24 protein-coding genes and 1 pseudogene are annotated in these 23436 nt (G+C 64.4%); 15 read left to right on the forward strand and 10 right to left on the reverse strand.

What is annotated here, in order from left to right; genetic code table 11:
- The first annotated feature begins 37 nt into the window (after nt 1–37).
- Both MVA47_RS25295 and MVA47_RS25300 read left to right on the forward strand, forming a co-directional pair.
- A complete protein-coding gene (locus MVA47_RS25295) occupies nt 38–862 on the forward strand; it encodes a DUF1542 domain-containing protein (RefSeq protein ID WP_247210339.1) in 825 nt (274 codons plus the stop codon).
- Nucleotides 863–1067: 205 nt separating this feature from the next.
- Nucleotides 1068–1838, forward strand: coding sequence for a lytic transglycosylase domain-containing protein (locus MVA47_RS25300; protein WP_247210340.1), 771 nt, complete (start codon nt 1068–1070; stop codon nt 1836–1838).
- Here the strand turns inward: MVA47_RS25300 and MVA47_RS25305 are convergent.
- Nucleotides 1832–2437: an HdeD family acid-resistance protein gene (locus MVA47_RS25305; protein WP_247210341.1), complete on the reverse strand. Its 606-nt coding sequence runs from the start codon at nt 2435–2437 to the stop codon at nt 1832–1834. The genes MVA47_RS25300 and MVA47_RS25305 overlap by 7 nt on opposite strands.
- An 81-nt stretch (nt 2438–2518) precedes the next feature.
- Entirely contained in the window at nt 2519–2785 is a 267-nt protein-coding gene (locus MVA47_RS25310; protein WP_247210342.1) for a hypothetical protein, read from the reverse strand.
- Nucleotides 2786–2862: 77 nt separating this feature from the next.
- Between MVA47_RS25310 and MVA47_RS25315 the strand changes: the two genes are divergently transcribed.
- From MVA47_RS25315 to MVA47_RS25325, 3 genes are read left to right on the forward strand one after another with little or no spacing between them, the layout of a single operon-like run.
- A complete protein-coding gene (locus MVA47_RS25315) occupies nt 2863–4008 on the forward strand; it encodes a DUF418 domain-containing protein (protein ID WP_247210343.1) in 1146 nt (381 codons plus the stop codon).
- 60 nt (nt 4009–4068) lie between these two features.
- Nucleotides 4069–5067, forward strand: coding sequence for an MBL fold metallo-hydrolase (locus MVA47_RS25320; RefSeq protein ID WP_247210344.1), 999 nt, complete (start codon nt 4069–4071; stop codon nt 5065–5067).
- The gene (locus tag MVA47_RS25325; RefSeq protein ID WP_247210345.1) at nt 5064–6056 is read left to right on the forward strand and encodes a fumarylacetoacetate hydrolase family protein; all 993 of its coding nucleotides are present in this window, start codon (nt 5064–5066) and stop codon (nt 6054–6056) included. The genes MVA47_RS25320 and MVA47_RS25325 overlap by 4 nt, the downstream gene beginning before the upstream one ends.
- 2 nt (nt 6057–6058) lie before the next feature.
- Here the strand turns inward: MVA47_RS25325 and MVA47_RS25330 are convergent.
- The 3 genes and pseudogenes from MVA47_RS25330 to MVA47_RS25340 all read right to left on the reverse strand — a co-directional run.
- Nucleotides 6059–6973: pseudogene (locus MVA47_RS25330) on the reverse strand (YibE/F family protein); the annotation flags it as partial.
- Complete coding sequence (locus MVA47_RS25335; protein WP_247206913.1) at nt 6970–7947, reverse strand: IS481 family transposase; 978 nt, start codon at nt 7945–7947, stop codon at nt 6970–6972. The pseudogene MVA47_RS25330 and the gene MVA47_RS25335, both read right to left, overlap by 4 nt.
- A gap of 55 nt (nt 7948–8002) precedes the next feature.
- A complete protein-coding gene (locus tag MVA47_RS25340) occupies nt 8003–8539 on the reverse strand; it encodes a hypothetical protein (protein ID WP_247210346.1) in 537 nt (178 codons plus the stop codon).
- Nucleotides 8540–8659: 120 nt separating this feature from the next.
- On the opposite strand from MVA47_RS25340, the gene MVA47_RS25345 reads away from it, so the two are divergent.
- The 5 genes from MVA47_RS25345 (at nt 8660) to MVA47_RS25365 (ending at nt 12706) form a co-directional block, all read left to right on the forward strand.
- Entirely contained in the window at nt 8660–9094 is a 435-nt protein-coding gene (locus MVA47_RS25345) for a tetratricopeptide repeat protein (RefSeq protein WP_247210347.1), read from the forward strand.
- A 76-nt stretch (nt 9095–9170) separates the two neighbouring features.
- On the forward strand, nt 9171–9806 hold the full coding sequence (locus tag MVA47_RS25350) for a GntR family transcriptional regulator (RefSeq protein WP_247210348.1): 636 nt from the start codon (nt 9171–9173) through the stop codon (nt 9804–9806).
- Nucleotides 9803–11008: an MFS transporter gene (locus MVA47_RS25355; RefSeq protein WP_247210349.1), complete on the forward strand. Its 1206-nt coding sequence runs from the start codon at nt 9803–9805 to the stop codon at nt 11006–11008. Before MVA47_RS25350 ends, MVA47_RS25355 begins: the two co-directional genes overlap by 4 nt.
- Before the next feature lie 13 nt (nt 11009–11021).
- Nucleotides 11022–11834 carry a thioesterase family protein gene (locus MVA47_RS25360; RefSeq protein ID WP_247210350.1) on the forward strand — a complete coding sequence of 271 codons (813 nt, stop codon included), beginning with the start codon at nt 11022–11024 and terminating at the stop codon, nt 11832–11834.
- A 35-nt stretch (nt 11835–11869) separates the two neighbouring features.
- A complete protein-coding gene (locus MVA47_RS25365) occupies nt 11870–12706 on the forward strand; it encodes an alpha/beta fold hydrolase (RefSeq protein ID WP_247210351.1) in 837 nt (278 codons plus the stop codon).
- 8 nt (nt 12707–12714) lie between these two features.
- On the opposite strand, the gene MVA47_RS25370 is transcribed toward MVA47_RS25365, so the two are convergent.
- Entirely contained in the window at nt 12715–13881 is a 1167-nt protein-coding gene (locus MVA47_RS25370; protein ID WP_247210352.1) for an ATP-grasp domain-containing protein, read from the reverse strand.
- Nucleotides 13882–13999: 118 nt separating this feature from the next.
- Between MVA47_RS25370 and MVA47_RS25375 the strand changes: the two genes are divergently transcribed.
- Nucleotides 14000–15097 (forward strand): DMT family transporter, encoded by a 1098-nt coding sequence (locus MVA47_RS25375; protein ID WP_247210353.1) that lies wholly within the window; start codon nt 14000–14002, stop codon nt 15095–15097.
- A 228-nt stretch (nt 15098–15325) separates the two neighbouring features.
- Here MVA47_RS25375 and MVA47_RS25380 read toward each other — a convergent pair whose 3' ends face one another.
- Both MVA47_RS25380 and MVA47_RS25385 read right to left on the reverse strand, forming a co-directional pair.
- Nucleotides 15326–16540, reverse strand: a complete 1215-nt coding sequence (locus MVA47_RS25380) for an HNH endonuclease signature motif containing protein (RefSeq protein WP_247210354.1) — start codon at nt 16538–16540, stop codon at nt 15326–15328.
- A 257-nt stretch (nt 16541–16797) separates the two neighbouring features.
- Nucleotides 16798–17403, reverse strand: a complete 606-nt coding sequence (locus MVA47_RS25385) for a TetR/AcrR family transcriptional regulator (protein ID WP_247210355.1) — start codon at nt 17401–17403, stop codon at nt 16798–16800.
- A gap of 21 nt (nt 17404–17424) precedes the next feature.
- On the opposite strand from MVA47_RS25385, the gene MVA47_RS25390 reads away from it, so the two are divergent.
- Nucleotides 17425–18381 (forward strand): alpha/beta hydrolase, encoded by a 957-nt coding sequence (locus MVA47_RS25390; protein ID WP_247210356.1) that lies wholly within the window; start codon nt 17425–17427, stop codon nt 18379–18381.
- 35 nt (nt 18382–18416) lie between these two features.
- Here the strand turns inward: MVA47_RS25390 and MVA47_RS25395 are convergent, their stop codons facing one another.
- Nucleotides 18417–19496: a phosphatase PAP2 family protein gene (locus MVA47_RS25395; protein ID WP_247210357.1), complete on the reverse strand. Its 1080-nt coding sequence runs from the start codon at nt 19494–19496 to the stop codon at nt 18417–18419.
- A gap of 180 nt (nt 19497–19676) precedes the next feature.
- Between MVA47_RS25395 and MVA47_RS25400 the strand changes: the two genes are divergently transcribed.
- The 3 genes from MVA47_RS25400 to MVA47_RS25410 all read left to right on the forward strand — a co-directional run bounded on the left by MVA47_RS25400 (nt 19677) and on the right by MVA47_RS25410 (nt 22035).
- Nucleotides 19677–19892, forward strand: a complete 216-nt coding sequence (locus tag MVA47_RS25400) for a hypothetical protein (RefSeq protein ID WP_023960130.1) — start codon at nt 19677–19679, stop codon at nt 19890–19892.
- Between the two features lie 83 nt (nt 19893–19975).
- Complete coding sequence (locus MVA47_RS25405; RefSeq protein ID WP_247210358.1) at nt 19976–21091, forward strand: DNA adenine methylase; 1116 nt, start codon at nt 19976–19978, stop codon at nt 21089–21091.
- Nucleotides 21092–21186: 95 nt separating this feature from the next.
- Complete coding sequence (locus tag MVA47_RS25410) at nt 21187–22035, forward strand: alpha/beta fold hydrolase (RefSeq protein WP_247211069.1); 849 nt, start codon at nt 21187–21189, stop codon at nt 22033–22035.
- Here MVA47_RS25410 and MVA47_RS25415 read toward each other — a convergent pair.
- Entirely contained in the window at nt 22032–23432 is a 1401-nt protein-coding gene (locus MVA47_RS25415; protein WP_247210359.1) for a wax ester/triacylglycerol synthase family O-acyltransferase, read from the reverse strand. The genes MVA47_RS25410 and MVA47_RS25415 overlap by 4 nt on opposite strands.
- Nucleotides 23433–23436 lie beyond the last annotated feature (4 nt).

The following is a 23436-nucleotide window of genomic DNA, read 5'->3' on the forward strand; positions in this document are numbered from 1 at the left end:
GTACTGCAGATGGTTCGTGACGATCGAGAGGCCCCCGATGGAATTGATCCTGTTGATCGCGGTGATCGTTGTGGTGATCGGCATCGTCGCACTCGCCCGCAACCACGGCTCGACTCGTCGCCGCGCCGACGAAGCCATTCTTGCCGACGCGAAAGCCGATGCGAGACAAGCGATCGAGCGGCTCGGCGGCCAGGTCTTCAACCTCGTAGGCTCGAATGAACCGGCCAAGTCCGCACTTGCCGACGCGTCCGAACGTTTCAACGCTGCCGGGTCCCAGATCGAGCAGGCGGCCACCCCCAGACAAGCTGAGCTCGCCAAACAGACTGCGCTGGAAGGCCTTTACTACGTACGAGCCGCCCGGATCGCGATGGACATGGACCCGGGACCCGAGATCGGCACGCTGGTGGGCCAGAAGAGTTCGGGTGAGGTCAGCGAGAAGCGGGAGATCGAGTACGAAGGTCGCCGGGTTGCGGCGTCACCCCAGCCGTCGGACCAGACACCGAACTACTTCCCGGGCGGCCGCGTCGCCGGCCGACCCGTCCCCGCCGGCTGGTATTCCGAGCCGTGGTGGAAGCCGGCCCTGGTCGCCGGCGCTTGGGGCCTGGGATCGGTGCTGCTGTTCAATGCCATGTTCAGCGGCATGGCCGGTGTCGGATACGACGCCCAGGCCTTCGAGAGCGGTTCTGGCGACGGGTACCAGGACGGTCTCGACGCAGGTGACGGCGATACCGACCCCGGCGACCCTGGCGACCCAGGCGACTCCGGCGATGCGGGTACCGATTACAGCGCGTCCGGGGACGACTTCGGCGGTGACAACTTCGGAGGCGGCGACTTCGGGGGCGGGGACTTCGGCGGCTTCTGACCGTCCACGGTTCGACAAGTCCGTCCGATCGTATGGCGAGGATCACAAACTTCGATTTGCTAACGGCTTACCTGCGACGACCCGGGTTCACGCACCGGTGTCGCGGCCAATTGGTCACGGATCGATAACGGTTAACGCCGTGTTTCGGGTACCGTCGGCGCGGTCGTAAAAGGCCTAGACAAAGGCCATACCAGGAGGTCCCCGATTGGGTAAGCATTCAGCGCCGAAGAGAAAGTCGCGTTCACCTTTCGCTCTGGCAGCTCTCGTACCCATCGGATTGGTCACCGCAGCAGCAACCGCAGAGGCCGATCACCAGCTGACCGACTCCACCAAGCAGGTGGCCGACACTCGTCAGGCCCCGCAGTCGTCGACGCCGGCTCCCGCTCCCGCTCCGGTGGTCGAGCCGGTCGCCCAAGTTGCCGCGCCTGCGCCCGCGCCGGCCCCCGAGGTCGTGCCCGCAAGCGTCACCAGTGGTCAGATCCCCCGGGTCAACTACGAGGCTTACTTCGCAGCCGGGTCGAAGCTGGCGCAGGAACTGCCGGGTTGCGGTATCTCCTGGCAGCTGATCGCCGGAATCGGACGGGTCGAGTCGACCCACGCGAACAACGGCAAGGTCGGCGACAACGGCGAGCTCCTCGCGCCCATCCTCGGCCCGGTACTCGACGGCAGCCTTGCCGGGAACAACGTCATCCACGACACCGATGGCGGTCAACTCGACGGCGACCCCAACTACGACCGCGCGGTCGGGCCGATGCAGTTCCTTCCCGAGACCTGGAAGAGGTACGCAGCGGACGGCAACGGCGACGGCGCGATCGATCCCCAGAACCTGTTCGATGCTGCCCTGACCACCGGCCGTTACCTGTGCGACGGCGGACTTGATCTCCGTGATCCCGAGCAGCAGGTCGCCGCAGTGCTCCGGTACAACAACTCGATGGAATACGTGTCCGACGTCCGAGGCTGGGCAGCGGGCTACTGAGCCTGGCTCGGGGTCTGGGCCGCTCGCGGCAGTGTCAGCAGCGTCACCACGCTGACCACGACAAGCAGGATCGCACCCACGATGAGGAACGTGGCGATCGCCGCGCCCGGCAGGAACAGCACGATGATGCCGGCGATCACCGAGAACACACCCGACCCGATCAGGAACCACTTCGGCGCGTAGTGCGCACCCGCCAGACCGGCCGCAATTTCCTGCGCTCCCTGGAAGATCCAGCCCACGCCGATCACGATGGCCAGCAGCACCAGCGACTCACCGGGGTTGAACAGGCAGATGATGCCCGCGATCAGGACGATCGCACCCATGATGCCAAAGAACACCCTCATCGATGTCGGCAGCAGCTTCGCCGAAAAGGCCACGGTCAGCCGGTACACGCCGGTGAAGATGAGCGTGATCCCGAACAGCAGGGCGACAACCAGCAACGTCGGTTCCGGCCACACCAGGGCCACGATCCCGACGATGATGCCGATGATGGCGCTCGCAATCAGCCCCGCCCGCACGGCATTGCGGAGTTGATCGGGAAAAGACTGAGGGACAAAGGCGTTGGTGCGGGGCGACGTGGGGCCCGTGGCGTTGGTCATGGGGAGAACTTACAACTCCGGCGCGTCCCGGCGCAGGTGTCCGCATCCACATGCGAAACAACGCAGACTTTCTCCGCCGATTCAGCCCATCGACCGGGCGAACGCGTCGATCTGTTCTTTGGCCTCCGAGAGACTGACCCCGGTCCGCTGATGCCAGAGCTTCAGAGCGAGTGGCATCTTCCCCGCCCGGATTGCGTCGGCGATCTCAGGTGGAATGGTCTCGGCGGTCGGAGCCGCCGGTGCCGGTGGCCCGTCCAGGCCCAGCCTGCGGTATAGGTCGTCGATCAGTTCGCCCTGTCGCTGCACCTGCCGCCTGAGGTCGGCAATGTCTTGCGCGTCACTGCTCATGACAGCGGACGCTAACAGTGGCCCAAGTCGGTGTCCACGGAAAACCATGGGCACGCGCAGTAAGTGAAGATGATTAAATGACGGCCAATCGATCGGCGCGTATACCCGGCGTCGACATCGCGCGGGCCCTGGCGGTACTGGGCATGTTCGCAGCGCACATCCTCGACCTCGGCGATCTGCGGTGGACGCAACCGGAGACGTGGGGTTCGGTGGTCAACGGCCACTCGGCCGTCACCTTCGCGGTGTTGGCCGGGGTCTCGATCGCCCTGGTGACCGGCGGCACCGCCCCTCTCGGCGCCGAACAGCTTGTTGTCGCGCGCCATCAGCTCCTGGTTCGGGCGTGTTGCATCTTCTTGCTGGGCGGATTGCTCCAGATGCTGGGCACCCCCGTCCTGATCATCCTGGTGATGTACAGCTTCCTGTTTGTCGTCTCGCTGCCGCTGCTGCGGGTTTCGCCGCCCACCCTGTTCGCTGCGGCCGGTGTGGTGGCGGTGGTCATGCCGTTTCTGGTCCCGCTCATCCACGCCGCACTCGGGGCGTGGGGATCTCCGTTCAACGCGTTGACCGACATCCTCATCAGCGGCGGATACCCAGGGCTGATCTGGGCGGCCTATCTGCTTCTGGGACTGGGCATCGGACGGCTCGATCTCCGGTCGCCGATGGTCGCCCGGCGACTTGCCGGCTTCGGTGCCGGCATCGCCATGGCCTCCTACCTGCTCTCCGCGGCGTTGTCGGGTTTCGACGACGGAACGCACCAAACGCCGTCCCAGTTCTACGCACCCTCGGAGAACCCGGGTGAAGGCTTCCTGTGGGAATGGGCCGACCTGCAGGCGATGCTGGGCGCCGAACCACATTCGGGCACCCCGTTCGACGTGTTCGGTTCGGCGGGGATCAGCATGCTGGTCATCGGGCTGTGCCTGTTGCTCTGCCGACGGCCCGGACGATTCAGTCTCCCTCTGCGCGCCACCGGGACGATGGTGCTCACCGTGTACAGCACGCACATCGTGGCCATCTTCGTCCTGTGCCAGTTCTCCGAGCGCGGTCGCGACGGCGTGTACCCGTGGCAGGGGCTGCTCACCTGGATCGTCTTCGTACTGGTCGCGGTCGCATTCTCGACCGTGTGGATTGCCCGGTACGGTCGCGGTCCGGTGGAAGGTCTCATCTCGTCAATCGCCCGGCGGAGCTCGGGTAGTCGCCGAGTACCAGCGCGATCCGGGGTCTGATCGGTACAGTCGAGTCATTGCACTTCCGCGTCCCATCCCCGCCTCCCGCAAGGACCACCGATGCCAGTTCGGCAAGACAATCTCATTCAGATCGACGGTGGCACATACGCTTTCATGCATCTCCCCGGCGGCTGGGGCCAGACCAACACAGGCCTGGTGGTGGGTGACGATGCGTCGATGGTGATCGACACGGTCTGGGACACCTCACGCGCGGAGTCGATCGCGCAGGCCTGGCCGGATCTGGTCGGATCGGCGGCCATCACAGAGGCAGTCAACACCCATTCCGACGGTGACCATTGGTGGGGAAACGACACGTTGCCGGCGTCGGCGCGCATCACCACCTCGGAGTCGGCTCTACACGCAATGAAGGAAGACACCCCACCCGCGGCGGTGGCGCGATTCTCGAAACTCGGTTCGGTGGCGTCGGCACTGCCCGGGCCGGCCGGAGCAATGGGCTCCTACATGAGCCGGGTCACCGGAGGAGCATCGCTTCCCACCCGGGGCCCCCGGCTCCCGGATCACACATTCGCCGGCACCGACACCATCACCGTCGGGGGACGCACCGTGTTGCTGCGGGATCTGGGCCCCGCCCACACGCCCGGTGACGTCATCGCACATGTACCCGACTCAGGGGTGGTGTTCACGGGCGACCTGCTGTTCATCGGGGCCACACCGGTGATATGGCATGGCCCACTGAGCAATTGGCAAGATGCTCTCGACCATCTGCTCGGTCTGGACGCGGCGACGTACGTTCCCGGCCACGGCCCCATCTGCGGGCCTACCGAGATCGAGCTGCTCCGCGACTACTGGTCGTGGCTCGATCGAGAGGGGCGTGCTCAGTTCCACGCGGGCCGGTCTCCCATCCAGGCCGCGCGAACACTTCTGACCAGCAACGACTTTCGGCCGTATGCGCACTGGGACTCCCCGGAGCGGATCGTCTTGAACCTGAGCACCCTCTACCGGCTGTGGAAGGGCGAGGCACCAGCTCCACCCACCTTCGGGCGCCGCGCCCGCGCCTTCGCGGATGCCGGGAAATTGTTACGCGAACGCAGCCGATGAAGATCCGCCGTCTCACCGACCCCGCGTCGCTTGCCATCCTGCATGAGCCCACCGAGACGTGGATCAGCCTGCGGGCCGCCCTCGATTCGCGCGGCCGACTCGACGAGCTGTCCCACCTGCCTGCAAATCTGCTCGCCCTGCTCGCTACCGGCGAACGGTCTCGGGCCACCGTCATCGACATCGTGGACCGTGCTGCACGCAAGGGGGTCGGCGTGGCCGTCGACCCAGCCCCGTCGATCCCGTATTACCCGAGTTCGCTGCGGTGCTTCCTCGGCTGGGAGGAACACTGGACCAAGGCCGCCCACGGTCTGGTGCAACGCAACCTGCCCGCAACCCGCCCGCTGATCCGCGGCTATGAACGGTTGACACACAGGGTGTTTCCGCCGCTGCGACTCAAATCCGCTTTCTACGACCATCCGGTCTACTACACCGGCAATCACCTCACGGTGATCGGCGACGGTGAACCGATGCCGTGGCCGGCATACAGCAGCGAGCTCGACTTCGAGCTGGAGTTCGGCATGATCATCGCCCACCCGGTGCGCGACGCCACCCCAGAGAAGGCTGCGGGGGCCATCGGAGGATTCGTCGTGTTCAACGACTTCAGTGCGCGTGACGTGCAGTGGGACGAGCAACGTCGCGGCGTCTTCGGACCCGTGGTGAAAACCAAGACATTCGGTAGTTCCATCGGGTCCGTGGTGGTCACGGCCGATGAGGTGCTGTCCGAGATCGACCAGCTCGAGGCGACCGTTTCGGTGAACGGCGAGGTGTGGTCGTCCACCAGTACCCACGGATTGCGTTACAGCCCAGGCGAAGTGGTCGCCTACGCAAGTCAGTCAGAGAATCTGCACTCGGGTGAGCTGATCACATCGGGCACCCTGCCGATGGGGTGCGGCCTGGAATTGGACCGCTGGATCGCGCCGGGCGACGAGGTCACCCTCACCATCGACCGCATCGGTTCGGTGACCAACACGGTGTCAGAACCTGCCTGAGCTCACTCCGGTAGCCAGTGCCTGCCGTGCGCCGGTGGCTGTTCGGCCGGCCGTTCGATCGGCTGCGCAACCGTCTCCTTCTCCTGACGCGCCCCCGGTGTCGAGAGCAGCACGGCAACCGCCGTGGTCAGCGGAACAGACAACGCGATTGCGATCCCGCCGACGAACGAGCGCGCCAGTTCCACGGCCACCATGTCGGTGGTGATGAGTGTCGAGAACGACTGCCCCGACACCGAGAACAACAACAGCAGCGGCAAAGTGCTACCCGCATAGGCGAATACGATGGTGTACACCGTGCTGGCGATGTGGTCGCGGCCCACCCGCATCGCGGCCTTGAACGTGTGCAGGGGTCCGGTCTGGTCCACTGCCGAGAGCTCGAACACCGCGGAAGCCTGGGTGATCGTGACGTCGTTGAGCACGCCGAGCGCACCGATGATGAATCCTGCGAGTAGCAGCCCGTTCAGCGAGATGGCGTTGTTGTAGATCTGCAGATTGGTGGTCTGTTCCTGAGACAGGCCGGAGATGTGCATGGTCTCGATGGACAACCAGGACAAGAACGCCGCCACCATGAGCGACGCGAGGGTGCCCAGCAATGCCGCACTGGTGCGCAGACTCACCCCGTGCGCCAAATAGATCACCACGAAGAGGATGGCCGCCGACGAGACGATGGCCACCGCCACCGGCGATTCCCCGTCCAGCATGGCCGGCAGGGTGAACCCGAACAGCACCACGAATGCGAACACCAGGCCGATGACCGACCGAAAGCCGCGCCATGCCGCCACCGCGACGATGGCCAGGACGAACACCGCCGCCCACACCCATATCGACGTAGACCGGGCGAAGTCGAAGAACGAGTAGTTCTCCGAACCGTCCACACTGGCCGCTCGAGACAGCTTGATCGAGTCGCCGACGGCTAGGTGTTCTTCCCGGGGACGTTGTGCACAGTGATGCGGTCGATGGGTGATTTGCCGTCGATGCCTGTGTGTGGTCTGTGGTGATTGTATTCATGGACCCAGTGTTGGTAGGTCGCGGCGCGGGCTTCGTCGGAGAGGTAGGTGTGGGCGTAGGCCCATTCTTGGTTGAGTGTTCGGTTGAATCGTTCAACCTTACCGTTGGTTTGCGGCCGGTATGGGCGGGTCCGTTTGTGCTTGATGGTCTCGCCGAGTGCTTGAGCGAATAGCGTTGAGCGGTAACAGGATCCGTTGTCGGTGAGTACTCGTTTGACGGTGATGTTGTGAAGGTTGAAGTAGGCGTTGGCGCGGATCCAAAACGCTGAGGCGGTCTCCTTCTTTTCGTCGCCGAGGATCTCTGAGTAGGCCAGCCGGGAGTGGTCGTCGACGGCGTGGTGGATGAATGCGTAGCCCAGGCCCTGTCGTTTGTTGTTGCGCTTGCCTTCTTGGCGTCCGAGTTTGCGGTGTCCGCCGCCGTGGGGAATCTTGCCCAGCTTTTTGATGTCGACGTGGATCAGGTCGCCCGGGGCGTCGTGCTCGTATCGGCGCGGTGTCGGTCGGCGGACCGCCAGGCCGGTGTTCTGGTCCAGATTCCGCAACAAGGGCATCGTGAAGCGTCGTAGGACCGCGCCGACGGTGCTGCGGGGCAGGTGCAGGTGGTAGGCGATGCGGTGCGGTCCCCAGCGGCGTGTGAAGCGCAGGTTGATGATTCGCCGTTCAGTCTTGCTCGGGGTACGTCCAGGGCTGTGGTGCGGGCGGCTGGAGCGGTCGACCATCGCCTTCTCGCCACCGACCCGGTACCGATCGGCCCACTTCTTGGCGGTGGTGGGCGAGCACTGAAACCGTTCGGCAGCTCGCCGGATCGTCCAACCGTCTACGACGATAGTTGTTGCGAGTTTCAATCTGCCCTTCGGAGCGAGCAAGGCATTAGCGTGGGACATGAGGACCTCTTGGTAGTCGCTGTAGTTGTGGTAACCACACCGATACCGGAGGTCCTCACCTATTTACTGGTGCCACACCGTTCACAACGTCCCTGGTCATTACAGCTAGGTCGGGTTGGCCGGGTTGGGGCTTGCCCAGCTGGGCGTCACTGAGGTCGTCGCTCCCGGAGTCCTGTTGCAGTCCGGCCTGCACCCTGTTGGTCGGGACCTCGATCAGCGTGTTGGCGCCTTTGTTGGGCCCGGACGTCAGTTCCACCGTGTTCTGGATGCACGGGCCGTCTTTGACCGTCGACACCGTCGCGGCACCCGCAAAAACCTGACCCGCCTGTGAGTTCAGGCAATCAGCCATCGTCTGCGAGACCACCTGCCCGGTCTCGATCTCCACCGAGCCACCGCCCGACGACTGGAATTGCACCGGTATGTCGTGATCACGGTCGCTCGGCCAGAGCATCACCAGACCCGCGACGACCGCGATCGCACACGCCGTCAGCAACCCCACCACGAGTTTGGCGACCGCCGGATGCAGGTCGACGGCTGCGAGACCGTGGTGATGATGCCGATGGGAATCGCCTTGGTCTTGTGGCTGCGTCACCCGGTCACCTTAGGCAGAAACCAGCGCTGTGCCCTACGTGGTGCGGTTTGCCCGATCCCCGTTTCGGCCGTCTTGCCCGTTTCGGCCCAGCACAGCGGGTCCGGACGGCAAACTGATTGGGTGCTCGACGAGATGCAGCGTGAGGCCACCGAATTGTTCCAGGCAGGTGAGTACACCCATGCGCTCGCGGAGTTCTCGGTACTGCGTGAGATCCGCGCGCGGCGCGAAGGTCCCTACTCGCTGATGTGCCTGTCCAACCTGCACGACGTCATCCGCTGTCTTGTGCATCTGGGCAAGTGGGAGGCGTGCGAACCGCTGTGCCGGGACCTACTGGCCAAATACATGTTCACCCACGGCCCCACCGACCCCGACACCGTCGACGTTGTCGGGCACATGGCCACCACCTTGTCCGGCCTCGGTCGGCACACCGAGGCCGCAGAGCTGTACGTCCGCACCGCGGACGCCCTCGCAGCGGCAGGTCAGCACCGGAAAGCTCTCGGTATGCGTGACGCAGCCGCAGCCGCCTTGACAGGCGCCCCCACCGCCCGGCCCTGATCGCCCGGCTGACCAAGATCACACATCGCGTCTCTGGTCTGACCGTACGGCAGCTGCTTAGATACAAGTTGTGTCCATGAACCTGTCGGCCGCCGAGCGCGCCTACCGCGACGTCAAGGGCCGGATCCTTTCCGGTTCGCTGGCCGGTGGCGAACTCATCAGCGAGGGCGAGGTCGCCGCAGCACTGGGCATCTCGCGGACACCGGTTCGAGAGGCCTTCCTGCGGCTCGAGACCCAGGGTTGGATGCGGCTCTACCCCAAACGAGGGGCATTGATCGTGCCGGTCCCTACAGACGAGGCAGAACACGTCATCGGGGCCCGCCACGCAGTCGAGACCGCCGCGGTCCGCGCGTTGGCCCACACCGATCGGAGCGCAATCGTCGAGTCGCTCCGCCAGAGCATCGCCCGGCTCGAGAGTCTCGCCGAGGCAGCCGAGGTGGACCAGTTCACCATCGAGGACGCCGGTTTCCACCGCTTGTTCGTGCAGGCCGCGAACAATCCGCTGCTGTCCGGCTTTTACGACACCCTGCACGATCGTCAACTCCGGATGACCAGCACGTCGGTGTTGCGCGACAAGGCCCAGATGGAGCGAATCATCAAGCATCACAACGAATTGACCGACCTGATCGAGGCGGGTGACACCGACGGGTTCGCCGCCTCACTCGCAGCACACCTGGCGGCAGTGCACGATCTGCGCAGGCCTCCGGCATGAGGAACTGGCGCGGCGTGAGCGCCGCTATGTTCGCCATCGCCTGGGGCGGCAACGAGTTCACTCCCCTGCTCGTGTTCTACAAGAGCGAGTACGAGCTGTCCGGTCCCACCGTCGATGTGTTGCTCTTCGCCTACGTCCTCGGGATGATCCCGGCGCTCCTGATCGGCGGGCCACTGTCAGATCGGTTCGGGCGCCGGCCGATCATGCGCCCCGCCGCGCTCATCGCCGCAGCCGGATCGCTGGTGCTGGCAGCCGCAGCCGACCAGGTCACCCTCCTCGCCGTGGGCCGCATTCTGTGTGGCATCGCGATCGGCCTGGCGATGGCGGTAGGGACGAGCTGGATCAAGGAACTGTCCGTCGACAACGGCGCCAAGCGGGCCGCGATGAGCTTGACCGCGGGGTTCGGCGTCGGCGCCGGGTTGGCCGGAGTGCTGGCGGAGTGGGGGCCCTGGCCTCACGTGCTGTCCTATGTCCTGAACGCCGGCGTGTGCCTGCTCGGCGCGGTGTGGGTGTGGAATGTTCCCGAAACCCGTGAGCGAGCCACCTCACCGGCCCGCCTGCGAGATGATCTGAAGATTCCTTCGCTGGGCCATCGCCGGTTCCTGTACGTCGTTGTCCCGCTGGCGCCGTGGGTCTTCGGCGCAGCCATCGGATGCCAGGCCATCCTGCCGACCCTGATGGCACCGAAGGTCGGCGGCGCTCCCATGGCGTTCGCAGCCCTGATCTCCGTCGTGACGCTCAGCTGCGGGTTCGGCATCCAGGCCCTCGCCCGCCGCATCGACCGTCCCGACTCGGCGCGGGCCAGTCAGGTGGCTTTGCTCCTGCTCGTGGCAGGCATGGCGTTGGCAGCGCTCGCTTCCTCGATCCTGACCATCTGGGCGGTGCTGGTCGCCGCTGTGGTGCTCGGCGCCGGTTACGGAATCGCCCTCGTCGCCGGACTGTCCGAGGTGCAGCGGATCGCGCAGCCGGGCGATCTCGCCGGCCTGACAGCGGTGTACTACGCCCTCACCTATCTCGGGTTCGCGGTCCCGGCCACACTGGCATATCTGCACGACTACATCCCCGGGGTCACCTATCCCTGGATGTTCGGGTTCGGTGCCGTCGCTGCCGCAGCCACACTCGCGATGATCAGTCGTCGGTCACGCCGCGACCTCCCGTTCGCGTCGCCCGCACCCGCCCCGCTCACATCGGCCCAGCTCTGACACTATCGATCTCGTGCCCGAACCTCGCAGTTTTTTCATTCCCGGTGACGACGACAGCACGCTGATCCCCACCAAGTGGTCCCGAAGCGCTTGGGATCCGGCTCAGCTGAACGGCCCGGCAGTCTGTGCTGTCGCGGCCCGCGCCATCGAGCGCGACTTCGCCGATCCGGACTTCGTGCCCGCCCGGATCACAATCGACCTGTTCAAGGCTGCACGCAGCCTGCCCACGGTTGTCACCACGGCGCTGGTCCGCTCAGGTAGACGCATCATCGTCGCCGACGCCGAGGTCCGGCAGGACGACGTCACGGTTGCCCGTGCCACGGCGGTGTTTCTGCGCCGTTCCGCGCCGCCTCCCGGCACCGAGTGGCAGCCGTCGGCCACCTTCAGCCCGCCGTCCGACGAGGAGGACAACACGTTACGACACCCGTGGTTGCAGTCCGACGACACCGACTGGACGCGGGATATCGGCGGCCACCAGAACGCCTCGCGCAAACGAGCATGGAGCACCGCGATGCCCGTGCTGCCGAACGAACCCGCCTCACCGTTTGTCCACGCGGTGCAGTCCGCGGAGTCGACGAGTCTCGTCACCAACCTGGGCACCGACGGAATCGGCTACATCAACTGCGACCTCACCATGGCGTTGTCTCGTGTGCCGGAGGGCGACCAGCTCGGCATCGAGGCGGACAGCCACATCACCGCCGACGGGATCTCGGTGGGAACTGCCACCCTGTACGACCGGAAGGGTCCGTATGGGACCGGTATGGTCACCGCGGTCAGCAACCCGGCCGCGCAGATCGACTTCGCGAGCAGATCCCGCTTGGTATAAACCTTGTCCTGGATTGCGATGGGAGAGGACCGGTCATGGACGCGATAACGCTGGCGAACGGGACCGTGCTGGGCGTCACCAAGGTCGGAGAAGGACCGGTTGTGCTGCTCAACGGCGGTTTAGGGATGCCGTCGATGGTGTGGGACATCTGCGGCCTCGCCCCGGCCCTCGCGGACGCCGGATTCACCGTGATCAGCTACAACGCGCGCGGACTGGCTCCGTCCTCGGCGCCGCCTTCGCCCTACTCGGTGGCCGACCTCGCCGACGACGCCGCGGCACTCCTCGACCATTTCGGCGTTAACGACGCACTCGTCGTCGGATACTCGATGGGCTGCTACACAACTCAGGCCATGCTGCGCAGCCGTCCCGAATTGGTCACGGCTGCAGTCCTTTTCGCCGGGCTACAGCCCAGCCCGATCGGTGCACTCGTCGGCGAGATGGAGCTGAGCCTCATCGAACAGATCGGCGAAATACCCCGAGCTGTACTGGTTTTCGAGCAACTGATGACCACGTTGCACACCACGTTGCTCCAGGACCCGGCCACGGTGTCCGGCTGGCGAGACATGCTCAGCGGTTCCGACGGAGGCTGGGCGAGCCCGGACGGCTTCACCGGCCAGCTGACGGCGTCCTACGAGTGGATCAAGTCCGGCGAGCCGCTGCCCGAACACCTGGCGGCCATCGATGTGCCGACCCTGGTGCTGGCGTTCGAACACGACCTGTTCTTCCCTCCCGAGCTGTCCCGAGCCACTGCGGCCCGCATCCCCGGGTCGGCGTTCGTCCAGATCGACGGCGCGGGCCACGGCGGGTTGTTCACCGGTCCCGGTGACAGCGTCGAGCGGATCGTCGAGTTCTGCCGTCAGCACACAGCCTGACGGCCCGATCAGATCTGCTCGCCGTCCCATTCATGGTCGTGCATGAAACCTTCCGCCAAACCCACGCGATACTTGAGTGAGTTCGTGAGGATATTGCTCAAGGCGAAGGGGATGCCCAGAAATGGACCGATGTCGTCGCGTCGGGTGATGATCTCGTCCGTATGCCGGAAATCCCGCGCGAACCCGCGCAGCGTGTTGCCCTCGAGTGCGGATTTGCGCCACCCGTAGAGGAGCATTCCGGGCCCCACCATTTTGCGAACGTCGGGGTCGGGGGTGATCACGTCGTCATTCTCGCCAAAGAATGCGCGGTCGACCCTGTTATGGGGTTCGAACATCAAAATGCCACTTGTAGAACGCGGGTTGCATTCAATGGTGAACAACCCCCGCTCCGGGTGTTCGATGAAGTCGAATCCGATTTGACCGGTGAAATTGATTTCTTTCACCCGTTCGGTCACCCAGTCGGTGATTCCCGGATGTTCGACCGGCTCGTAACTGAGGCACGATTGACCGTTGATTGCATATCGCACAGGGTAGATTGCATGTGCGTAGACTCGGCCCTCGTGGCACACCGAATAGGTGCAGTACTTGTCACCTTTCAGCCACTCCTGCGCCAGCCACGGATTAAGCGGATCAAATGTGAGACCGTCGGGTATTTCTCCCGGATTCACTTTATAAACCTGCTGTGAACCTCGCGAGTAAACCTGCTTCAGCGCAAATGGACTTTCAAAATCCAGCGCGGCCAATTCGGCCTCATCGCGAACCTGTGCGTACTTCAGGGTGGGCACGCCCAAGGTCTCCAGCAGCACTTGGTACTCGTATTTGTTGTGCAGCCGGTTTTCGGTCAGGAAATCCGAGAGCAGCAGTCGGCACTCGGGCGGGAACTGGTCCTGCGCCATCGCAAGGATGTCGGTTTCTTCGTGGATCGGTATGACGAGGTCGATCGATTCAGCCCGGACGATGCGAGCAATTTCGTCCACATATTCGCGTGGCTCGAACTTGGGCCGCGGCACGCGGAACACTTTCTGTACGGAATTCGAGAATCGTGTGATGGGAAATGGAATCGAATCGGCGATGAATACATTGTGCCCGCCGGCATTCATCAATCTGGCGAGATCGAGGGTGAGGAATGAACGCCCGAAAGTGATGAGAACATTTTTTCCGCTGCGAGTGGTCATAGCGCCTCGCTGCCGAACCGAAGAATGGCTTTCACCAGCGACATGGTAGCTTATATTCGCCGTCGGACAGGCGCCGGGTGGGCCTCGAATATTCCGGGCGGCGACGGAGGGTGTCGGGGTGTTCCTGATCGGTGTCTTGTTCGCCAGTGCGGCGGCCGTGGCCTACGGTCTGTCGACCGTGCTGCGCGCCCTCGGGGCCCGCAAGGCGGCAGTTGCGGCTCGCGAGCACGATCGAGAACACCAGCTGACCACCGAAGGTGGCCCGTCGGTCTCTTCGACGGTCGACACATTCAAGACCCGCGAGTTCATCCTCGGCACGTCGCTGGTGGTGATCGGCTTCGGCGCCGGCGCGGTGGCCGCCCGGTTCCTTCCTCTCTTCTTGTCGCAGACGATCGTCTCGGCCAACCTCATCGTCACCGCCCTCGTCGGCACCGCTGTGCTGGGCATCCGGCTGCACGGTCGCGACTGGGTCGCGATGTGCGTGGTGGTGGCGTCACTGTGTGCGCTCGGGTTGTCGTCGTCGCATGAAGGCGGCGGCGGCGAACAGCGCAGCTTCCACTACGGCCTGCTCTTCGCCACCTGCGTTCTGGCCGGACTGGCGCTACTCGCGGTCTACAAGCTCGGCAAGCGTGGCGCGATTGTCGGCGGTGCTGCCGCCGGCCTGCTGTTCGGTGTCATCGCGATCTCGGTCCGCATCCTCCGCGGTATCGATCCGTTCGACATCGTCACCCTGCTCACCGACCCTGCGGCGTGGACCATCGCCATCGCCGGTGCAGTCGGCTTCTACGTGCACACCGTCGCCTTGCAGCTCGGGCAGGTCAACGGCGTCACCGCAGTGCTTGTGGTCGGCGAGACGGCCGGCCCCGGCATCATCGGCGTGGTCTTCCTCAACGACAGCGCAAAGCCCGGCCTGGGCTGGCTTGCCGTCATCGGGTTCATCGGCGCCGTGGTGGGTGCAGTCCTGGTTGCGTTGTACAGCTCCGTGGACGCCGACCACTTCGGCGAATCCGACACCGACAACGGCGGCTGGCGGCTGCGCAAACGTGGCAACGCGAACAGCCTCAGCACCGGGGACAACTTGGGCAAGGGCGACTCCCACACCTCGCCGACGACCGCTCCAACGGACAGACCAGATCAACGCAACCCGCCGGATCAGCCAAATCGGCCAGAGCCGACAGATCGGTCGCACAGTCAACGCAGCCGACGGACGACCTGACCCCCTCCCGATCGGTCCGCTCTGAACACGGCCGCCCTTCCCATAGCCCGACGTCTCCACGGCAGACCATCTCCACGGCCAGATCTTCTCCACGGCTCGACCAGGAGTTCGGCCCGGCCCCTTCACACGACGGTCGGTCACACTATGGAGTTGTCAGGGTGCGTCCGCGGTCCCGTCGATGTGGCGGGTGCGGTGTTGTGCTGGTTTGCGTGAGTCACGCAACCTGAGTCAGGCTGCGAGAGTACGGGTTCGGCGGTTGTAGGCCGGTCGTGGTTGTCGGGTGGGGTCGATGTCGGCGGGTGGGATCAGCCAAGGGTGTCCGTCGGTGCCCATGGTGATGTCCCAGTCGGCGTGGTGCACGGCCCGATGACACGTCCGGCACAGCAAGCACCCATTGCCCAGGGTGGTCGGCCCTCCGTCAGCCCAGTGCACGATGTGATGACAGTCCGACCAGGTCGCCGGCGCCCCGCACTTGATGCAGCAGGTATCGCGAACCAGGATCGCTTTGCGCACAGCTCCGGTGAACAAACGCTTGGGTGGACTCAAATCGATCGGCACCTGCTGCCCGTCGAGAGTGATCGAGGTGATCACCGCATCACACGCCGCAGCTGCCGCGGTCGCTTCGGTGACCGGACCCATCCACCGCAACACAGCCCGATCAGGATGATCAGCCGGAACCGTCACCATGACCTCGGTTCTCGGCGCCGATATCAGCGACTGCCCACCGCCACCACAATCAAGCAGTTGTTGCAGGGCATCAGCGCGTCGTTGGGTCGGTGTGCGGGTATCGGCGCTCCCGTCCGGTTCGGGACGCGGCCTGGACCACGCGTCCAGTGCGGACATCATCTTTTCTCCGGTCACCGCATCAACATCAAAGCGGCCTGCCAGTCGACCGTCTGGGGTGACCGCATAGTCCAGCGTGTTCATCGAAGTGTCTTCGGCGGCCGGCACCCCACCCTGCTCTCCGGCGACCTCATTACCCACCGTCCGGGCGATCCGGCCGATCTCTGCGGGTGGTGCACCAGAGAACGCATGAGCCAGGAGTCTTCCCTCGACCTCACACCGGAAGTCGTCACTCACCTCACCGGGGATGCGGCTGCGAACATGGCCGACACCCCGGACTATTGCGTCGACGTGCTCGGCGGACAGGAATCCGTCCCGAAAGTATCCGGCCGTACGATCCAACCCCGCCAGGCCGGTGCCGATGCGTAGCCACCGTGCCGCCGCGCCCGGTGCGGCACCGTTGGCCTGCACCACCTTCGAGGGTGTCGATCCCAGACGTTTGGCGACACCGAGGCGGTCGATGATCGCTGCGCCGGCCGCCAACCGAGACTCCACAGCATTACGCACGGTGATCAGATCTTTCACCACCGCCAGCACCCCGGCCGGATCATCCGGAAACTCCACCCCGATGACCTCATCAACCAGATCAACAACAGCCATCACCACACCCCTCCAAGACAACAACACTGGGACAACAGAATTGGGACAGCCGATCACAATGGTGGCGTAGTCACACGTATCTCAGAATCAGGTCATGCGGACGATCAGCTGCCACCAACTTACCGAATCGAACACATGTTCGTATGTAGATCGTTTGGGTGAATCCTTTCGACACCCGACCGCGTCCAACCTTCATGTGGGTGAAAGTCAATCTCCAGGGCCGTTCGGGCGTGCTGACCAGCCGCTCCGGGCGGGCATCACAACGGCTGGTCGGTCGCCATCAGACAGGCAATGATGGCGGAGCACAATCGTTCTCGATCGTCGGCAGTGTTGACGGTCGCGATCAGCTGATGCACTTGCCCGTCGATGGAGGCCGCAAGCAGGCGGGCTTGCAGAGGGGCGTCCGCAGATGGCGTGCCGGTACGGATGAGGTGCGGCACGAGTCGCGCGGTCATATCAGCGGTGAGGGCGGTGAACGCCTCGACCAACTCGGGAGTTCGCGGTGCGTGTTCACGCAGGACCGCAAAGGTGCGGGGATGACTGCCGTTGAGCCGCACCACCATCTCCACCATTGTGGTCACCATCTCGACGCGATTCGGCGCCGTCGTGTCGAAGCGGTCGCACAGCTTCGACAGGGCTGCCTGCGACTCCTCGAGATGCCTCCGCGCCAGCGCGGCCATGATCGCGTGCTTGTTCGGGAAGTACTGGTACAGCGATCCGATCGACACTCCGGCCACATCGGCGATGCGGTTGGTCGTCCCGACTGCACCTTCGTTGTCGAAAACGCGAGTAGCTGCCTCCAGGATCACGTCGACCATGAAGCGAGATCGGTCCTGAACAGGCGTTTTCCGGGCACGGCTCATGACACCTCAATGCGAGTTGCCATGCCCTCGACCTCCGTTGATGCTCAAAAGGTGAACGAAGTCGAATATAGCGACGTCTCCGAATACGCCCGATTCCTTCCGCAGCGCTATCGAACGGCGATGCAGACACCGGTCGCCACCTGGTGGCCGTGGCGTCGTCACCGCGTTCACGTGGCAAGGGCCGAGAATCCGTCTGCGCCGGCGCGAGTGCTGATCATCCACGGAGCCGGCGGCCATTCGGGTGCGCTGTGGCCATTCACCGCAGTAGCGACCCCCGGCGACGCAGACGTACTGGCACTTGATCTACCGCTGTACGGACGCACCGTGACCGTCGACCCGGCGAAGGTCCGCTACCGCGACTGGGTTGATCTGCTGTGCGACTTCGTGACGGAGGAGACCCGGGCCGATCCGAGACCCCTGGTTTTGTTCGGCGCAAGCATGGGCGGCATGCTGGCCTACGAAACGGCCAGTCGCACAGGCACTGCCGCAGCTGTGGTTGCAACCTGTCTGCTCGACCCGACGGACCGCTCCGCTCGAGGAGCCGCATCCCGCTGGGCGCCTCTCGGCATGAGCGCTCCACACACTCTCCCTCTGTTGTCACGATGGGCGGGTGACGTGATGGTGCCGATTCGATGGCCGGCCCGGATGAGCGCCATGAGCAACAACCGTGAACTGACCCGGCTGTGCGCGGCAGACCCCCGAGGAGGTGGTGGTCGCGTACCGCTCGGATTCCTTTCGGACTGGTTCACCTACCGACACACTGCACCGGCGCAGTACCGCGGCCCCGCGATCACCCTGGTACACCCGGGAGCCGACCGCTGGACCCCGGTGGAGCTCAGCGAACGGTTCTTGGAGAAAGTGCCGGGCCCGAACACCGTTGTCCGGCTGGCCAATTGCGGGCACTATCCCATCGAGGAACCCGGATTGACCCAACTCGAAGAGGCCGTGCGCGCGGTGATCGATTCAGCGTCCACATGAGGCCGCCGCCCCGAGCTGTCGAACAGCCAAGCCAGTCACACCGACTGCGGGACCGGCGATCGATTCCTTCGGGCGATCAACCGCTTGTCCGCAACATCGACGCCCACCACCACAACAGCGGCGAGCCCCCATCCGAGGAGGATGTCGAGCACATAGTGTTCGGCCGTGTAGACCAACGTGAAGGCCATCGCAACGGCGTAGCCGAGGAACAGTGTTCGCCCGAGTGCACGCACGCGGGGCCACATGAACAGCGCCAGGAACATCGTCAACCCCGCATGCAACGACGGGATCGCGGCAACAAGATTGGCTTTCGCCTGACCCAACTGGAGCAGGTTGGACGCGGCGTGGATGTCGAGCACTTCCCACCCGCGCGCGGAGATGCGTTCAACGTAGGGCTGGGCGCCCGCATTCTGCGGCTCCAGCTCCCCCAGCAGCCCGCCATCGTCGGCGTAGAGCTGATTCATGCATTCGGGTGCCCGCGGATAGTCCGCGACCTGTTCCGAGGTGCACCGGGCGGCGGCCCACGGCGGCGCAGCGGGCAGCAGGGTGTACCCCACCAAGGCCACAAACGTCATGATCAGGAAGCCGGCTGCGTACCGTCGCCACGCGTGGCGATTGCGCAGCCACAAGACTGCGGCAGCCGCATAAGGGATGATGAAGTACGACATGTAGACGACGCTGGTGAAGACCTCCCACCAAGGCGTGTCGGGTTGCTTCAGACGTTCTTGCAACCACACCGTCGGATTCACCCCGAACAACATGTGGTCGAAGTCTGCGGCGAGCGCCCAGTGCGTCGGCATCCCCATCCACTGGGCGATGTTCCGGGTGAAGTCGTAGAGCAGGAGTATCCCGGCGAACGGCAGCCAATCGATGATCACCGTGGTGACCCGTCGCCGTCCGATACTCGCTGCGGCCAGGCCCAGGCACATCAGCAAGATCAAGCGGGTCCGGTCGAACGCGAGGCCGAGGAAGATCAGATGCGCCACGACGACGCCCAACCACAGGATTGTCGCAACCCAGCGCCACACCCGCAGATTGCGCCACCAAGGCATCGGCGACCGGTCCACGGTCCGCTCGGACGCCACGTCGGACCGCTCGACCTCCTGTGTGCTCATCGTCGAGGCCCCCGCATACGCATTCGATACCCGCTGTTCGCCCAGAATTCGCAGAATGTTCCCACCAACAACCTAGGCGAAGTCTGCCGGATCTTGCCGGATGAAACCGGTGAACGCATTTCGTGGTCTGAGTCACACTGAACGTGGACGGAACAGATCAAGCCGGTGGAGGTTACCCGCGTGCCCAACAAGTATCTGCGATACGGCGACCAGCGCTACATCATCAACAACGAGGCCGAGGCGCGACTCAATCGCACGCTCGAGGCGGTCTATGCCGACGGCAGCCGTGGGCACCAGTGGCTGAACCTCTACCGCGACTCCGAGGCCCCCTGCCGACTGCTCATCGCCACGGGCGTACCCATCAGCATCGAAACCGAACTCTGCCTCGACGACTGACACGCCGGCAAACCCAAACACCAAGACACCGCCACATCGAGACACTCCCGGAGCCCCCACAGGTGAGCGATAGGCTTCGAGCTGTGTCCGTGGCCCCTTCTGCAGATGACGAGGTCATCTACCGGACCACCCAGCTGATCACCTACCTCGGCAACAAACGTCAGCTGCTCGGCATGGTCGATGACGCCCTGGCGTCCGTACAACAACGGCTCGGCCGACCGTTGGTGACACTCGACGCGTTCTCGGGTAGCGGCGTGGTGTCCCGGCTCGCGAAAGCCCGGTCGAACGTCGTGATCAGCAACGACCTCGAGAGCTACGCGCGCGTCATCAGCGAATGTTATTTGACCAACACGAGCGAGGTCGACAACGGGGCGGTCCGTTCCGCCGTCGCCGAGATCAACGCCGAGGTCGAATCAGGTTTTCGCACAGATGGTTTCATCGCCCGTCACTATGCACCCGCCGACGACAGCCGAATTGCGCAGGGTGAGCGGGTCTTCTACACCACGGACAACGCCCGTCGACTCGACGCGTACGTCGCGCTGATCCATACCCGGCCGCAGCCGATGCGGTCGCTGCTCCTCGGACCGCTGCTCTCGGCTGCGTCGGTGCACGCCAACACTTCCGGGGTGTTCAAGGGCTTCTACAAAGACCGCGGAACGGGCATCGGGAGGTTCGGCGGCACCGCTGCCGACGCTTTGGGTCGAATCACCCGACAGATCGTCCTGACCCCGCCGGTCTTGAGTGCTCACCAGGCCGAACGCCAGATCCTGCAGGCCGACGCCGCCGATCTGCCCGACCTCATCGGGCCGGTGGACGTGGCCTATCTCGATCCCCCGTACAACCAGCACCCATACGGTTCCAACTACTTCATGCTCAACCTGATCGCCGAGAACCGGGAGCCCGCGCAGATGAGCCGCGTATCGGGCATCCCCCGCGACTGGAATCGCTCGGGGTACAACGTCCGGTCCACCGCCGGCCCGTTGCTGGCGCGTCTCGTCGACGACCTCGACACCAAGTTCGTCCTGATCTCCTACAACGACGAGGGATACATCTCGCCGGAACAGATGCGTGAGATCCTCGCAGACGTCGGTCCCGTCACCGAGATCACGCAGCGCTACAACACTTTCCGTGGTAGCCGAAACCTCGGCGGACGGAACACTCACGTCACCGAGCACCTGTATCTGGTCGAGAAGACCTGACCAGCCGACTGATGCGATCGATTTCCCGTAACGTCGGTGCGGTGCGAAATGTGCTGCAGTCGGTCCGCAATCAGGTCCTGTCGCGCGTCGACAGGATGATCGAGCCGTACCCCGTGCAGGACCTCCCGCACGGCCACATGATTCACCTACCGGGGCGTGGCTCCACCTTTGTCACCGACTCCGGCCCGAGGGATGCGCCGACCATCTTCCTGCTGCACTCGGTGCTCACCACCGGCTTGCTGTGCTGGTATCCGCTGATCCCACAGCTCAATCGGGAGTTCCGGGTTGTCACCCTCGATCAGCGCGGACACGGTCGCGGTATTCGTAACAAGCCATTTGACCTCGACGACTGCGCCGACGACGTGGCCGCCCTCGCCGATGTGCTCGGGATCGACACGTTTGCCGTCGCCGGGTTCTCGATGGGCGGCGGTATCGCCCAACTCGTCTGGCGCCGCCACCCGGGCCGGGTCACCGCGATGATCCTGTGTTCCACAGGCCCCTATTTCGGTAGCCGGGATCCGCAGCGGCAGACGAACATGAAGCACATCGGCAAGCTGATGAAGCTCATCCATCCGCCACACGTCCAGCCCCAGGCGGCCAAACTGGACGACCGGTCGGTCCCTGACAGTCTCTGGGCTTTCCGCCAATTTCTCTCGACCCCGGTGTCGCGGCTGGGCACTCTCGGGGACGGCATGAGCTTCTTCGACTCCCAGCCGTGGCTGGCCGAGATCGATGTGCCGACCGCGGTTCTGGTGTCGCTCAAGGACCGGGTGATCCCCGTGGAACGGCAGCGCCTGCTGACCGACAACATCCCCGGCGTCCTCACCGTCGAGGTGAACGGCGGGCACGCGTGCTGTGTCCTGGAAGCCGAGGAGTTCATTCCCAAGTTCATTGACGCGGCACGACAGATGACCGCACGCGCCCAGGACGTCGCCCCGGTTTAGGGATCGCAGGCTTCGAGCAGCGCCTTCACCTCGTGTTCGAATGCGCGCATGAGCGGCCAGGGGTCGGGCACGTGCTCTTTGCAGGCGATGGCTCCGATGTTGAGGTGCCCGTTCTGCGAAAAGACGGTGATGTTGACGCCCGACCCGTGGAACACCGGTCCGAGCGGGTACATCGCGTCGATCTTGGCACCGAGGTAGTACAGCGGGAAGTCGGGCCCGGGAACGTTGGAGATGACCAGGTTGAAGACCGGCGGATGATGTTCGGCCAATTCGTTCGACGAGTACAGCTTCATCGCCAGACCCATCGTGGCAGGAGGGATGAACTGGGCCCAGCCACGCAGCAGGTTGGAGTCCATCGAGCCGTGATGGTCCTTGGCCTTGCGCACCTGCTCACCGATCGTCGTGATGCGCTCCACCGGATCGGCCACGTCGGTGGCCAACTTGGTGAACATGCCGGTCACCTTGTTGGTTCCCTGCGTGACCAGGTCATCGTCGTTGTCGCCGTGCACCGACACCGGGACCATCGCCACCAGCGGCTGCTCTGGCAGTTCACCTCGGTCATCGAGATAGTTGCGCAGCGCACCGGCGCACACGCTGAGCACCACGTCGTTGAGTTTGACCCCGAAGTGATCCTTGATGCGTTTGAGGTCGGTGAGCGACACCTGCGTGTAGGCGATGCTCCGGTGCGGGGTGATCGACTTGTTGAACGGTGTTCGTGGAGCCCGGAATGGGGCGGGCATTGCCTCACCGCGCAACGCTCGCGACACCCACTCGAAAGGCACCTGCGCGGTCTTGGGCAACAGTCGCGCGAAACTGAGTGGCCGTCTGGCGATCTGGAGAGCGCCGTCGGCGGCAAGGCCGATCAGCGACGAGTCGCCTGCGGTGTGGGACAGGGAGACTTCGTCGAGTTCCGGTGGTTCCGGTGTGAGAGTGCACAATTGAGCCAGCAGGTCCGAGGCGGTGACGCCGTCGACACCGGCGTGGTGCATCCGGAGCAACACCGCGATTTTGCCGTCGGCCAGTCCTTCGATGACCCACATCTCCCACAACGGCTTGCTGCGGTCGAGCGGAACCCCGGCGATATGCGCGCAGAAATCGGCGAGCTCCTGCTGACCACCGGGCGCAGGCACTGCCACCCGGTGCACATGCCGCTCGATGTCGAAGTTGCGGTCCTCGACCCACACCGGGTGGTCGAGATTGAGGATCGAGTCCCGGACCTTTCGACGGAACGTCGGCAACGCCCCGATCCGTCGTTCCAGCTCGTCACGCATCTTCGCGAACGAATAACCCCCTTGCACCGTCTCGGGATCCAGCTCGATCAACCCGATGATGTGCATCAACTGCGACCGCGTCTCCAGATACAGGAAGGACGCATCAAGACCACTCAACCGTTCCACGTCT

It is taken from the genome of Williamsia sp. DF01-3 (assembly GCF_023051145.1).
GTDB lineage: Bacteria > Actinomycetota > Actinomycetes > Mycobacteriales > Mycobacteriaceae > Williamsia.